Raw genomic sequence first — 13,825 nt, forward strand, 5'->3', positions numbered from 1 at the left:
CTACAATCGGTAAAAGCGTGTGAGCGTTAGTCCAGCCATAATCTGAAACCATTGAAGCGCCATAGAGCACGCCACCAAACCGACCGTTGAGAAGACAACTGACCAGAAATCCAGCTTGGTGGCCTTATGTGGCACCACATCAGCCATGAAGAATAACCCTAAGACAAAGGCAATGGCAACAACAGGTGCAACAATCCCAAAGATAGCGTGCCAGCCGAGATTATCCACCAGATAACCACCCAAAGTAGGTCCAATGGCAGGCGCAATCCCAAAGACAAGACCCAAAAGTGTTGTTGGCGTCCCGCGATTCTCCTTAGGATAAACGGAGAACAAGATTGTCATGGTTAACCCACTCAAGACCCCACCACCGACTGCTTGAAGTAGCCGACCAACCAACAGGGCTGTGAAATTACCCGAGAAAGCCGCCACTATCGATCCGACTAGAAACACACCTAAGGAGCTGGTGACTAACCATTTTGTATTGAAGCGATCAGCCATCCACGCAGAGATAGGGATAAGAATACCACCGATTAACGAGTAACCCGTTGAGAGCCATTGGACTGTCGATAAATCGACTTTAAATGCGTCAATAATGCTTGGTTGGGCCACAGACAGAATTGTCTGATTGAGCATCGTGACAAACGCGCTCAAGATAACCACTAACACTAACATTGTCCGATTATAACGGACATTTGTCTTTTCCATTTCAATACCATCCTCAAAAAATATAATGCAACTCAGGCGCCTAAGTTGTTGATATAGAGGATTATACCCATCGTACTTAGTTTGTCAACATCTTAGCTAACTAATTTGTTAATTGAGTTTGCGGTATAATGAAATCATTGAACAATCAGGAGGAAAAACAATGTCTAAAGCCGATGAAATTAATATTTTGATGAGATCGATTATGCTGTACGAACAACATTTCTTTGAAGACCAAGTCGCTGCATTCAACATCACCCGCTCTCAAGCGCAAACCTTGGGCTATCTCGAGGAACATCCAGGGGTCAACCAGCGACAGATTGCCGATCACTTTTCTCACCGCGAGGCCAGCGTGTCTGGTGTGTTGCGCAATCTAGAAAAGGCAGGCTACATTGAAAAACATGTGAGCACCGGCACCCAAGATCGCTCAAAGAAAATTTATCTCACTCGCAGTGGACAGGACCTATCGCAACAATTACGAACCAGCTTCAATACAACGAATGACCAGAGCATTGGCGGCTTGAGCGATAGTGAGATTGATGTCTTACTTGACCTCCTGACAAAAATCCATAACCACCAGACTAACTGAATAGCTTCAAAGCAAATCTGACAGTAGACCGCCCTTCTCTAGAGCCAACATGACTTTCGCCGCAATCATCTATTGCAACATCGAATTAAAATTAACCTAATCCCTTTTTTCTCATTGACATGCACACAGCATAAGGATAATATTACATTGTTGAGTCAAATGTTACAAAATTGTTACAGGCGAATAATTCTGTACCGTACATATTGGCTAAAACCAAGGAGGAGTTTAATAATGGGTATGAAGCGAACAATTTTCACAGCACTAACAGCAGCGGCGTTACTTGGGGCGGGGGTCTCATTCGCTGGTACAAGTAGTACACCTGTCAATGCAGCAACATCAACACAGCAGTCCAATGATACTGGTAAGGTATTGATTAATTACATCCCAGGTTATGCCATTGCGGTTTGGAACAGTCCAAATAGCAGCAATCAACATGTGACTGGTAAGTTCTTAAAACATGGCACTCAAGTGAACTATACTGCGACTGATCGGAATTCAAACAACGGTATTGTCTGGTACCAGATTGGCAAGAACCAGTGGATTAAGTCTGCTTACATAGCCCCTTTTGGATCACTCGCTAAGACAAATGTGCGAAGCCTGACAGTCACTTATGTCCCTGGGTATTCCATTGCGGTTTGGAACAGCCCGCTGAATAGTCGGAAGGCATTAGCAAAGAAGCTCAAGAATGGCAGTACTTGGAAAACTTACAGCGCTGCCCAGGTCGGACAAGATCTTTGGTATAATCTCGGTGGCAATCAGTGGGTGAACGTCCACTACATCACGCTCAATGACACCAAGTAACCACGCATCAACTGTCATATAGGTACTTAAAAAGAGCATCTGAATCAATAATCCTCGTGGACTTCGATTCGGATGCTCTTTATTTGCGCGATTAAATCAGTCAGCCGCAATCACGTCTGCACACATGTTAAGCGATACTGCGCTTCGTGAATAACCAATGGCCATCAATCAATGCTAACGTATGGGTGATCTGAGCCACCGAGACCGTCTGCAATGAGTCCCTATCAATAATCAATAAGACGGAAGTTGCCGTCGCGGTTGTGGCGGTCAAATTCTGAACGAGAACAGAATTCGTCAGATGAAGTGTCCGTCCTTCTTTTTGCCAAACATCTTGGACCATCTGCTTGAGTGCTTCGTGTCCTGTGGCAGTCCCTTGTGTGCCCTCAATGGCCCCATCTTCAGCAAATAATGCGACATACCCTGCCGCATCCTTCTGCCCTGCCAACTGATCGGCTTGTGTAATCAGCTGCATAATCGTTAACAAATCATCACTTTGACTCATATTTTGCCCTCCTCGTGAAAATCACTTAATTCAATTCAATATTTTGCAGGACTATTCTTCACTTGTGAAATCGCGTCTGTCTGTATACTTATGCGCCCGAATTTTTCTTCCTTTTGCGGTCAAAAGCCGAAGAGCCAACCACGATACCACCAGCCATCAACGGGGTTAAGATGACGCCACTAACTTCCACCTTTGAACTGGAAGTCATTCGCCCCTGTAATGATGGAATAATTTGATTCCGATATAAATCAACAGGCCAATAGCAAACAATGATAAACCTATGCTCGGCCACATGAGCCAACTCGCAAGATATTTTGATCCAATCCCCAAAAGAAGCGCAACCAAAGATATTATCCAGAAAATCAGCCACAGTTTTTCATTTCACCGCCTCCAACGTATTTTTGCACCCCTGCTTCGGTCTTGATCGACTTTATAACACATTGGTTCGCATGATCTTGTGACAGCCGGTACAAAGTGAAACAGCTATTTCTCCAGGCTGATGACTGAAGGCCCCACTCATGGCACGCTTCAGATAAGTGTCAAAATCGCATTGTTGAACATGTGCACCAAAATCGAATCCCGAAGTTTGCCGGTGACAGTATAAACATAACCTAGGACCAAACCAGCAAAGGTGTACATCAGCCATGCAATTAAGTCTCTGGTGTGCACAACACCAAAGATAGCGGCCACAATAATAATCACAATCCACCGCCGTTTTGTGCTCTTAGAATAATTCCAAAGGTTCATCAAAATCCCTCTAAACAGTAACTCTTCGACAATGGGTGCCGTGAATGCACTTGTTAAATACTCGGTGACCGGACTCAATGCGGATGCTTGTTGATCCTCTTGTACATTGCTCGGTAATGGGATGAGCTTCGCAGACACCAAGAAATCAAAACCAAACTGAAAGATTAAAAATAACCCAAATCCCAAAACAATCAGCTTCACTTCTCGGCGGTCAAAATGCGAAAATGTCGTGCGCATTAACGCCCGCATTGAGGTTTGGCTCGCACGTGCGTGTAACCAAACTAGTATCAGTATCAACACACCATAGAGCACAATATAAGTTGGCAGCACGGTTACCATATTATCGACAGGCTTACGCGCACCAAGGGTCAATACAGCCTGCTGGACTAGTAGATACGAAATAAACATCGCAATCCAAACAATCGTCCATATAGTTCCTCTGATGACTCGCCACAATCTTGCCATTATCATCCCGACCTATTCCATTACTCGACCGCACGTTGCTCATGCGTCAAATTTGTAACCTCCGCGCTAAGCATCAGTTTTCAACTTGAATTCTAGCACAATATGGTCGTTTCACCTTTGATAAACCACTCACTGGTCGCGTTGATGGCGATTTTCCTCCACCCATCCAGAGACAAATCAACTAAATCTAGGCCTTCAAATCCCAGCTCGAGAAAGAAAAATATTCCCCCAAAAAGAAATGTTCTAATTTAAAAAGTATTAAAGCAATTTGAGCAAAGAGATGAGTTATCATAAGTCATAATGATTAAATTTCAGTTCAACAGTAGCATAAAAAATTGCAGTATTAATTAATGTACACTTTTAACTGGTAACACTCATTTTTGTCACAAAATTCATATATCTTATTGGAGGTTTTTGTTTATGCACGCAGTTGTTGTTTCTCGAGCGGTGGGCCTGAGGTTCTTGAATATAAAGAGGTCCCAACACCAGAAGTTAAACCCGGATGGTCACGCATCAAAGTTGCTGGGTTTGGCATTAATCATTCGGAAATCTTTACCCGCGAAGGCCAATCCCCTTCAGTTCATTTTCCACGGATACTCGGCATCGAAGCAGTTGGTACGATTGATGCCACATCCGATCCTGTTCATTTGCCGGTTGGACAAAAAGTGATTTCAATTATGGGAGAAATGGGCCGTGATTTCGATGGTAGTTACGCCGAATATGCATTGCTCCCTAATATTCAACTCTACCCGGTTGAAACATCACTGAGTTGGAAAGATTTAGCCGCAATCCCAGAAACTTACTATACTGCTTTTGGGATTTTCAACAGTTTTCAACTCAAACCGACTGATAGCGTCTTAGTCCGTGCGGCCACAAGTGGTGTAGGCGTTGCGGTAATGCAGTTAGCGAAGGGACGCTATCCAGCAATCAAGGTGACGGGCACAACTCGTAACCCCGCTAAATCTCAGCAACTATTAAAGGCTGGATTCGACGATGTTGTGGTGACACCAGATGCCAACCAATTACCAGATTATGTGGGTAGCTTTGATAAAATTGCGGATTTAATTGGTCCATCTGCCACTCGCGATTCACTGCAACACTTAAACGAATTCGGTATTGTCAGTGTGACTGGTGAGCTTGGCGGTGTTTGGACGCTAGATGGCTTCGATCCAATCATGGACATTCCCAATAATCGTTACCTGACTGGTTTTTATTCAGGTGATGTCTCTCAAACACAAATTCAAGCAATGTTGGATTTTATTGCGCACCACCATATTGATGTATCTCCTATCAAGGTATTCGATTTACCCCATATTGCGGATGCCCATCGCTACCTTGAAAGCCAATCAAGTTTTGGCAAGGTCGTTGTTTTGAATTAGTTCACATCAGACAAGGATTTCTCAACAATTAAACAGGCAAAAGCTATCGGTCACCACGGCCGGTTGCTTTTGCTTTTTTATTGGTAAGGCTATGCGATACCTCCAAAAATTTATGCTATATGACAAAAGATAGCCAAAGTGAGTGTCCCTAAGTGAGCGAAAGTGGAAATCCTCTTCTCTCCTCGACTAACCACTCAGGCTACTTCATCACGGACATCTCCCTTCGCTCTTCATTCGCCATCTGTCATTTCTCCTTTAAGCAGAAATAAAAAAGCCTGACATCATCTGTCAGACCTTCGTAGGAATCATATATTTGCAAATTTGGCTGTATCACCAGTGAAAATAAAAAGCGTTCCAGGCCATTAATGGAAAAAAAGTCAAAATAATCAAAGAAACAGTCAGAATCTGATTCAGTCTCGGATCACCATAAATAGTCTGGTTTTTATTGCTTCTCATCACAAACTATTTGATCTCACTCACATCATTAGCATGGATCCATTGATTGGCCCCAACTTGAAGCCAAGTCGTTTTGCCGATTGTTTGCCGCGCGAATACTTTTACCTTAGTGCCACTCTTAAGTGAAGCACTGGAAGTCGTTGCAGTCGGTGAGGCATAGACTGCCGCGGTCACGCCTGGACGAATCGTGCCGGTATTATGCTGAATGGTTTGTGCAGTCGCACTGGATACGGGTGCCGTGAACTTGCTATCAATCCACTGGTTACCACCCAGATTATAGAAAACATGCCCATTGACCGTAGCCTTTGCATAAACCTTCCAGGCAGAACCAGTCTCTAGACGTTTGCCAATAAATTCTGTCCCATTAGGATTACGCCATACGTTAATTCCATAACCCGGTTGGTAATTAATGACCACTGCGGACTTCACGAGCTGGAAGTTACCAAGTTGAATATCATTCGCTTTGACGAATTGATTGGTCCCTACTCGATACCATTTTTGACCATCCAGGGTCACAACAGTACTACTAATTTTCCAAGCTGTTCCTGGTTTGAGCGTCTGGCCAGTGAATGTGCCGCTCGCACCTGGGAGCGTATAAACTTTGACGCCAGAACCAGTAATCACCATGCCGACAGTCTTAAGCTGCTTGCTTGTCGATGGCTGAGCATCAAGAATCACACCGGTCGCTCGAATCCACTGCTTGCCACCGAGGTTATACCAAACAATCCCTTTATCATCTGTATATTGCCGGAAAGCCTTCCAATCAGTGGTCTCATCGAGGAATTTCCCTGTTAGCTGACCATTGGGAGCGTCATAAATTGGGACACCCGTGCTGTGCTGCACAATCGTGGCAACGGTATTGTTTAACGCCGTCCCAAGATCATTACCGGTACTTGGAAGGTTGCCGCCCTCGTTGCCCGAGTTACCAGCGCCATTACCGCCGTTGCCGCCATTACCACCGTTGCCGCCATTATCCTTTGGTAAGACAGTCACGGTATTCGTGACTTTGTGCACCAGACCCTTATCGTCAGTATACGTCATCTCAACCTGATACTTACCCGGCTTAGTCATATCAATTGACGAAACCGGCTGATTGGTCGCCGTATCCGTAATCGTTGTCGTGGTATTTTTATTGATGTCGCTCGCAGAAACCGGCTTGCCGTTGCTATCAAGCGCGGTTAGGCTATCACTCGGCTGCCAAGCAGGATCACCCACATGAACACTCACATCGTGGCCCTTAACCGTATCTTCGACAACATTGACGGTCAAAACGTTAGAAACCTCATCCGGCTGGCCAGCGTGATAGGTGTACTTAATTTGCTGTTTGCCTGTAGTGGACGTATCGACGCCATTTTTAAAGTCAGGTTTAGTGAGGTTAGTCACCGTATAGTCACTGCTACTTAAGGTCTTGCCATTTTGTTCAGGCGCGACCCCCGCGGCTACGACATCATTGCCTAACCCATTGGCTGGATCCCAGGTTGAGCCTTGCAACACATTATAAGTTTGGTTGTTATCGCTCTTGAGTGGCACAACCGGATAAACCGCGGTGGATTGCGTGTAGTCCTTCGCTCCGGACACCGGATTCGTCGCGGAGAACTCCGGATTGACCTTGGTGGCATCATGCGCATCAATTGTGGCTGGCTGCCCATTCGCAACCGCGACAGAGTACCCAAACTTACTGATGGTATCCTGCACGCGTCCGAGCTTCAGTGCCCAGTGACCTCCGATGAAAAGCGTACCTTGCGCATTATCGGTCGTCGGTGCGCCAAAATTATTGACCACTAAATCGGCGTCAGTCGCGCTACCATAGGCCGCTGCTCCCAAATCAGAAACACCCTTTTGAAATGCGGTTTGCACATAATCTGGCAATGATGTGGTATCACCAGATGTGGCGTTCGTCAGCACGACTGGGCCAGCTGTATTCTCTTTGCTTTCGTGAGCAAAGGTGATTTGTGTGTAAGCACTGCCTGCAGGTGACTTGTGGTTAACTTTATCCTGAAGCATAACTTGTGGTTTAAACGAATCTTTCAGTTTAACTGGCAAATCAAGTACAAGCGTTGATTTGGCCGGTAAGACGGCGGCTGATCCAGCACCATACCCTGGGCCCACTTCAAGAATGTGCCCCGCTAAATCATCGATGTTTGTCGCCGCTATTGCTTGTTTAAATGTGCTCCAATCCGAGAAATAAAAGCCATTATAGGGCCCGTAACGCACCATGTTAGTTGCATCGGTAGGTACGTTGTTCTGGTCATAAATCGTTGCTTTAACCCCAGAATCAGCCGAAATCAAATCAGTGTTTGAAGTATCAATGGTAAAAGTCCCTGAAAATGCAGTATCGGAAAGAGCTTTAATCGCTGCATTCATTTGAAAGCCTGAACTTGAGTTATTTTTCACGGTCAACCTAATAACCATGTGATTGCCTTGAGCTGTTGCCTCATCCAAATTAACAAACGCGTTGGCTGGTTTCTTGGCGTCTTTGGAAGCAAATCCGGTACCCGAAAACTGACCTTCTGAATTAACAATCCCAAATTGAATATTTTGTCCAGAGGTCGTATCTTCTAGCATACTCGTCGGACCACTTGGATCAATCGCAATTAAGGAATTAGTGGTGTCGGCTGCCTTCACAACCTGTGCAAGTGGCTGGCCGGTGATTGTTGTATTAATCGCACCGGCCAAGCCAAACCCAGTCAAAAGAATCCCTGCGGTCAGCCAAAATTTGCCAGCTTTGTACATTTTGAACCGAATTTTATTATTCATACTCAGCCCTCCTCAAATTAACCTCGCGATTATTATAACGCGAGATAAAATATAAATGAATTAATGTGTTCCGCCTGGTTTAGCATCATCTAACCCGATTAGTATCATCAGAATGACCTGAATTCGACAGCGCTGTTGATAACAAAAAAGCACACCCACCAAAGTGAGTGTGCTTTTAAAACAAGTATAAACGGGATTCAAAGCACCTAAAGTCAAGCGGCTGGATGCTTCTCGATGATGGCCTGACTATATGCCATCCCTACGACTAACAGGATAGCCACCGCCCCAAAAGGCCATGTGAAACCCGCTGAATAACAAAGCTTCGGGCGACCAACATGTTGCATTGTAGCATTGGCGACGTTTTGCTGGCTGATAATGAAAATTGCAATGTCAATCAAGTTCCTCTGTCTCATCACCTACATCTATGTGTGACAGTGATTGAGCGACTCAGCACAAGTATTATCTTTTGTTCTTTATGCGCGTATCTGCCATTCCTCCTTTAGGCAAAATAAAAAAGGCCTGACATCGCTTAGCAGGCCTTTCTGCGAGTATTATCTCTTCAAAAAGTTGTGCGTTAACCTCTTATGAATCGGAATTCTTCGATGCCTTCACGATAATTGGATATAGAATTACATTCACACTGATAGCACCCAGATAATGCACCAGCTCTTCAAGCGAAATGCCGCTCACTATCCCTTGCAGCATAAAAATAGAGAGTACGACTGTTGATAAGATGGCAACGAACTTATAAACCTTGAGCCCAGTAATTGTCATAACCAGTCCTCCTCATAAATCTTGAGTGAAATGACTACCAAAAGAGAAATCGCTTTCAATATAGACAGATTAGCCCAACTGATTCAAACAGTCAACTCGCTTTCTCGTCTTTTCAATCGTTTTACCCTATAGCCTCCAAAATGTATTTTCAGTATTGAGCCGTGCCAAGCTATCGTCTTACTGTCTCAAGTCCTGCCGAACTGACTTAACCGCACCATAAATAAGCAACCCAAAACTAATTAGACCTAGAACGATGCTCGGCCACATAAAACACTAGCGATATACTTCGAAGCGACACCTAACAAAAGAGCCACCAAGAATACAATCTAGGCAGCCACCCGAAACTTTTTCATTCTACAAATCCTTTTCAAAAGCTCTCAAACTAATTTAGCAGGACAGCATCAATTATCAGAACTTAAAACAACTTAATTGCCCTGCACAGTGTAAGCGGTACAATAACTTATATGTTTGTTAGCCATTGCTGATTGCAGCGTACAAAACACCAGCTTAGGCATTTCAGCTCCAGTAATGATAACTTGGGAGGCGGAAGGTATGCAAAGAAAATTATGGCTATTCTTGGCTGCCAGTATCGTTCTAGAATTTTTATTCTCGAAAATACTGGAAAATTTTACAATGTCAGACTACACCTATATATCCGTGTACAAGGCCATACAGCTTGTGAGTGTCTTGTGTCTAAATCTATTTCTCACGCATGTGCCCTTGCATTGGCGATTCAGAATCAGGCAGATCAACCCCTTATTTCTCATTATCTACGCACTCCTCATAATTACCGCAACCATTCAAGATGCTTCAATATTCTTAAGTGTATTCACGGCAGCACTCTTAACAGCATTCGCAGAAGAAATTCTCTTCAGAGGAATCACTTTTAATTTCTTTCTATCGATTTGGACAAAGAATGGCGTCACTTACAAGGCAACCTGGAAGGCAATCCTTGCTAGCAGTATCCTTTTCTCCTGCGATCATTTGGAAAACCTCACCTATCAGTCTCTTTCAATAACAATTACTCAGATGCTCTGGGCGTTTGGATTCGGATGTTTTTCTGCTGCATTATATTTTAGATTCAATAGTCTCATTCCTTCGGTCGCGGTTCACTTTGTTGTTGACTATTCAGCTTTTCCTAAGGCTGGAGCCTCGATGTTACCATCATTTAGCAATTTTATAGTAGTGGTATTTCAAATGGCTATCTTACTCTTATTTGCTTATCTAATCGTGAGAAAATCACCAGCACTTAAAGAAATTAACGGGAAAGTGTAATCTGATTTTGACTCCCTCGTCACGTGAAACTTGGTGGGAGCATCTATAGGACTTGTGTTGCCAACATTCACGAGGCATAACATAAAAATTGCAATGTTCAATCACTAAATTGGTCTACATTACATTCCCTTCTATAAGCGCTATTTCAACGAACATATTCTAAGCAAAGTGGCGATTAGCATTGCTTCATTTAACGACTTTAATGTTTGGGAAATTTGGTGATTGTCAACTTCCAATATCAGGTGGTATACTTCGTTTGTATCTACACGCATGCACACTGAGGGGGAGATTATATGGCGCTTTTCAATGCTGGGTTTCTCATTTTTGCAAGTGTTGGCGTTGTTCTTGCACTGATCTATCTATTATGGGACAGTCGGAATAACAAAACCGAGTTCAGAAGACATTGGTTCTACCTTATTGTTGGCACGGGCCTGATGGGCAACGCCAATACAATGCTACATTCGGTCTGGTATAGCTTGGTCTTCTTCATCGTCTTTGGCGCTGAACTGATTGCGTTCGGTATCTACTCCTATCGCAATCGGCACATCACCGCAGCCTAAACGGGGAATACGCTTATGAAAAACGATGAAGCGTTAAGAAGGACCCAACTTGGCCTGTTGTCAGTCACTGGCATCTTACTGGTCGTCGCACCCGCGCTCGGTAGCAGCCCAATCAAGCGAATGAGCTTTTTAATCCTACTCACTTTGGGGCTGCTTCTAGCAGCGAAAGCTCTCAGGTATCAGCTCAAGCAGAAATAAAATAAGACCAACCTCAATTGAGGTTGGTCTTTTTAAATACCTGAGATCTCCCAGAAGCAGGATTCCCATTCGCCTACTCTTTCAAGTGCTTATAGCCCACTATGGCCGCATAGATGCCGACCACTCCTATTATGAGAGAAATTGATCCTCGCACATAGCTCCCAGTAGTAAACGTATAGATTGCGAGCCCGATGAGCACAACTGACATTAGCAGACTCAGATAGACTTTCCACATTGATTTCTCCCCCAAAAATAATGTATACCAAAGGCAACCATCAGTTCATTTCTATGAGGTAAGTATGCTTAGATGATTGCAAAAAGTCAACAATTGATTGGATAGTGAGAATGCTAATTTTTGTATGCCAGTCCATAAAAAAGACACCCACCAAAGTGAGTGTCCCAACCAGGAAAGTATAACTACGATTCGAAGCGCACTCAGTTCGGAGTTTCTCATTACTCTAACGTCCAACTTGTCGTCGAAATCGTACACGACTGGTTTGCTAGACGCCATTTCTAAGCTGATGATGTTTTCATCTGAAATGTTTTCGATGTACTTGGTCAAGGTACGTAATGAATTACCATAACCCGTTGCGGCAACCGATCGTATAGCCTTGATGGTAATAACTGCATATCAACCTCACTCCTTTCGAGTTCGTCTGTCTCGACACCTACATCTGCGGGTGACAACGAGTGACCAATCAGGCTACTCAGTAAGTGCATCAGCCTTCGTTCTTCAAACGCCATACGTTATTCCTCCTTTAGGCAAAATAAAAAGGCCTGACATTATCTGTCAGACCTTCATAGGAATAATATATATTTGCAAAAGTGATTGTGACATAAGTGCTCGTATTGACCAAAGTTATACAAAGTAAATTGACTCTAGGGTCTGCGATTGAAAGTTCTATGCCACGATATGACATTTTACAGCAAAAAGAACCCCACCGAAGTACGAACCGCAAGTCGAAAATAATTAACCTGATGCAACCAAATTTATCTATTATAGTTGTCTAAGTCCAAAGACTGCTTTATATAGTACAATTCATTGAACAACACGCTCACGCCAGCCACATATGCGCGTTGTTAACTATACTAAAAATGTTTTCTCTTAATAGACCTTAAAATTTTCCAGAAGACTTTTAGCCTCATCGGTATCCTTAGAAAATTTTTCTGCAAACGCAGGATATATAATTGAAATAACTTTTGATTGTACAGTTCTCGCATCATATGCCTGGCTATTTGAATTAAGGGCGGCGAACAGGGCCTTAAACATTTCATAATCGAAATATTGTAAATAAGGTATAAGGTTATTCACAAAGTGTTCACTTGTGTCGTATGAGTCTGAACGACTAACAAGTGCAGCAAACAGCTTAACTATATTTAATGTTTCACCCTCCAACTCAAAAGTCTCCCACACTTGCTTCATATCAGAATCACTAATCTGATAAAAATCTCTAGTCACATTAATTGGAAACCATTTTTCAGACTCAGATTTCCCTGATCCCTGTGTCGGCTTATTGATGAGATTTAATGCCGTATGTAATCTAGAAATGGAGTCCTCTGAGTCAACATAGCCATTCAGTAACCATCTACATATATTGCTTGAAACATGATTGATGATCTGTTCTTGAAACACACGAGGTATCATCGTCCAGAATCCCGGATGCTCTTGGCAAAACTCTTCTATCAAGCGCAACCCAATATCATTGCCTTCATCTTTAAGATCCAATCTACTGACTAAATCTCTCGACTGAGATATTTGCACGTAGGCATCTGGACATTCTTTCATCAGCTCATCCAGCGCTCTGTAATTAATCTCTCTATTTTCTTTCGATTCTTTGTCCCTATTTACAAAGATAAATTTAAAAAGATTTTTCCCGAGAAACTCTAACTGTGTCTTATTTAACCGGTGAAAATAATTATCTCTAAGAAAAGATTTTAGCGTTGCGGGCTTCATTAAAAATTCCTTTTTGTACCCACTTAAATCATCAGTCAGTTTGTCAATTACATTTCCCGTAATTCGTGGCGGGAGCTGAAAAAGTTCCGTCATCATAGTTCCTATTAGTCCTGCGACTTCATATTTATTTGGTGTATAGAGCACAGCTCTGGATTCGAGCATACTTGGATGTGAACTGATGTTCCGTAAATTTTTTAGAGTCTCGATACCGGCAATCAAAAGCTTCGAACTCATTAACTCTGTCATTGTTTTTATCTCATCCAACAGTGATTTTTCCCAACCGGGATCGTATGGGGACGATTTTTGAGTCTTGCTTGCTTTTTCGAGTATCTCTTTCGCAGAGCCATCCTGATAAACTTCTGCCAGTTCCTGAAGTTTTGATACCAGGTCTAGGATTACTGCGGAATAGAGTGAGTTGATTGTTGAACGATAATTTCCATTTTGATAAGTAGATATTGTTTCTCTCAAGGCATTAGCAGTTTCAGTCTTATATACTTTTGACAAATTTGAATAATCTTGCAATGTCTAAAACCTCCAAATAATTAACTTTGTGGTTGCTACCATTTCTGAGTTGGTGATGTCTTCATCTTGGCTCTTTTCGATGCGCTTGGTCAAGGCAAGTAATCCATCTCATGAGCGGCGATGATAGTGTCTTGCCAACTAACA

General features: G+C 43.2%; 12 protein-coding genes and 2 pseudogenes. 5 read left to right on the forward strand and 9 right to left on the reverse strand.

Features of this window, described 5'->3' with window-relative positions; genetic code table 11:
• The gene (locus tag JCM17471_RS13285; protein WP_082395181.1) at nt 1-705 is read right to left on the reverse strand and encodes an MFS transporter; all 705 of its coding nucleotides are present in this window, start codon (nt 703-705) and stop codon (nt 1-3) included.
• 160 nt (nt 706-865) lie between these two features.
• On the opposite strand from JCM17471_RS13285, the gene JCM17471_RS02835 reads away from it, so the two are divergent.
• Nucleotides 866-1,291 carry a MarR family winged helix-turn-helix transcriptional regulator gene (locus JCM17471_RS02835; protein ID WP_054776733.1) on the forward strand — a complete coding sequence of 142 codons (426 nt, stop codon included), beginning with the start codon at nt 866-868 and terminating at the stop codon, nt 1,289-1,291.
• Nucleotides 1,292-1,522: 231 nt separating this feature from the next.
• Nucleotides 1,523-2,092: an SLAP domain-containing protein gene (locus JCM17471_RS02840; RefSeq protein ID WP_054776734.1), complete on the forward strand. Its 570-nt coding sequence runs from the start codon at nt 1,523-1,525 to the stop codon at nt 2,090-2,092.
• Between the two features lie 127 nt (nt 2,093-2,219).
• On the opposite strand, the gene JCM17471_RS02845 is transcribed toward JCM17471_RS02840, so the two are convergent.
• From JCM17471_RS02845 to JCM17471_RS02855, 3 genes are all read right to left on the reverse strand, one after another.
• A complete protein-coding gene (locus JCM17471_RS02845) occupies nt 2,220-2,594 on the reverse strand; it encodes a nuclear transport factor 2 family protein (RefSeq protein ID WP_054776735.1) in 375 nt (124 codons plus the stop codon).
• 88 nt (nt 2,595-2,682) lie between these two features.
• Nucleotides 2,683-2,964 (reverse strand): hypothetical protein, encoded by a 282-nt coding sequence (locus JCM17471_RS02850; RefSeq protein WP_054776736.1) that lies wholly within the window; start codon nt 2,962-2,964, stop codon nt 2,683-2,685.
• A gap of 158 nt (nt 2,965-3,122) precedes the next feature.
• A complete protein-coding gene (locus tag JCM17471_RS02855; RefSeq protein WP_054776737.1) occupies nt 3,123-3,713 on the reverse strand; it encodes a CPBP family intramembrane glutamic endopeptidase in 591 nt (196 codons plus the stop codon).
• A 513-nt stretch (nt 3,714-4,226) separates the two neighbouring features.
• On the opposite strand from JCM17471_RS02855, the pseudogene JCM17471_RS02860 reads away from it, so the two are divergent.
• Nucleotides 4,227-5,185: pseudogene (locus JCM17471_RS02860) on the forward strand (zinc-binding alcohol dehydrogenase family protein).
• Nucleotides 5,186-5,647: 462 nt separating this feature from the next.
• On the opposite strand, the gene JCM17471_RS02865 reads toward JCM17471_RS02860, so the two are convergent.
• The 3 genes from JCM17471_RS02865 to JCM17471_RS02875 all read right to left on the reverse strand — a co-directional run bounded on the left by JCM17471_RS02865 (nt 5,648) and on the right by JCM17471_RS02875 (nt 9,172).
• Nucleotides 5,648-8,398 carry an SLAP domain-containing protein gene (locus tag JCM17471_RS02865; RefSeq protein ID WP_054776738.1) on the reverse strand — a complete coding sequence of 917 codons (2,751 nt, stop codon included), beginning with the start codon at nt 8,396-8,398 and terminating at the stop codon, nt 5,648-5,650.
• A 212-nt stretch (nt 8,399-8,610) separates the two neighbouring features.
• Nucleotides 8,611-8,796: a hypothetical protein gene (locus JCM17471_RS02870; RefSeq protein ID WP_054776739.1), complete on the reverse strand. Its 186-nt coding sequence runs from the start codon at nt 8,794-8,796 to the stop codon at nt 8,611-8,613.
• A gap of 184 nt (nt 8,797-8,980) precedes the next feature.
• A complete protein-coding gene (locus JCM17471_RS02875) occupies nt 8,981-9,172 on the reverse strand; it encodes a hypothetical protein (protein WP_054776740.1) in 192 nt (63 codons plus the stop codon).
• A 552-nt stretch (nt 9,173-9,724) separates the two neighbouring features.
• Between JCM17471_RS02875 and JCM17471_RS02880 the strand changes: the two genes are divergently transcribed.
• Together JCM17471_RS02880 and JCM17471_RS02885 are read left to right on the forward strand one after the other, a co-directional pair.
• Entirely contained in the window at nt 9,725-10,447 is a 723-nt protein-coding gene (locus JCM17471_RS02880) for a CPBP family intramembrane glutamic endopeptidase (RefSeq protein ID WP_054776741.1), read from the forward strand.
• Between the two features lie 293 nt (nt 10,448-10,740).
• Nucleotides 10,741-11,007, forward strand: a complete 267-nt coding sequence (locus JCM17471_RS02885; RefSeq protein ID WP_054776742.1) for a hypothetical protein — start codon at nt 10,741-10,743, stop codon at nt 11,005-11,007.
• Between the two features lie 658 nt (nt 11,008-11,665).
• Here JCM17471_RS02885 and gpmA read toward each other — a convergent pair.
• Nucleotides 11,666-11,788 (reverse strand): annotated as a pseudogene (gpmA, locus tag JCM17471_RS13880) (2,3-diphosphoglycerate-dependent phosphoglycerate mutase); the annotation flags it as partial.
• 522 nt (nt 11,789-12,310) lie between these two features.
• Complete coding sequence (locus JCM17471_RS02900; RefSeq protein WP_054776745.1) at nt 12,311-13,681, reverse strand: hypothetical protein; 1,371 nt, start codon at nt 13,679-13,681, stop codon at nt 12,311-12,313.
• Nucleotides 13,682-13,825: the final 144 nt, after the last annotated feature.

The organism is Lacticaseibacillus saniviri JCM 17471 = DSM 24301 (assembly GCF_001311785.1).
Taxonomy (GTDB): domain Bacteria; phylum Bacillota; class Bacilli; order Lactobacillales; family Lactobacillaceae; genus Lacticaseibacillus; species Lacticaseibacillus saniviri.

What these genes read in the sequence shown, in the direction of transcription:
- JCM17471_RS02865 (WP_054776738.1), bottom strand. Translation starts at nt 8,398, where the DNA reads ATGAATAATAAAATTCGGTTCAAAATGTACAAAGCTGGCAAATTTTGG.
- JCM17471_RS02885 (WP_054776742.1), top strand. Translation starts at nt 10,741, where the DNA reads ATGGCGCTTTTCAATGCTGGGTTTCTCATTTTTGCAAGTGTTGGCGTT.
- JCM17471_RS02840 (WP_054776734.1), top strand. Translation starts at nt 1,523, where the DNA reads ATGGGTATGAAGCGAACAATTTTCACAGCACTAACAGCAGCGGCGTTA.
- JCM17471_RS02875 (WP_054776740.1), bottom strand. Translation starts at nt 9,172, where the DNA reads ATGACAATTACTGGGCTCAAGGTTTATAAGTTCGTTGCCATCTTATCA.
- JCM17471_RS02880 (WP_054776741.1), top strand. Translation starts at nt 9,725, where the DNA reads ATGCAAAGAAAATTATGGCTATTCTTGGCTGCCAGTATCGTTCTAGAA.
- JCM17471_RS02835 (WP_054776733.1), top strand. Translation starts at nt 866, where the DNA reads ATGTCTAAAGCCGATGAAATTAATATTTTGATGAGATCGATTATGCTG.
- JCM17471_RS02845 (WP_054776735.1), bottom strand. Translation starts at nt 2,594, where the DNA reads ATGAGTCAAAGTGATGATTTGTTAACGATTATGCAGCTGATTACACAA.
- JCM17471_RS13285 (WP_082395181.1), bottom strand. Translation starts at nt 705, where the DNA reads ATGGAAAAGACAAATGTCCGTTATAATCGGACAATGTTAGTGTTAGTG.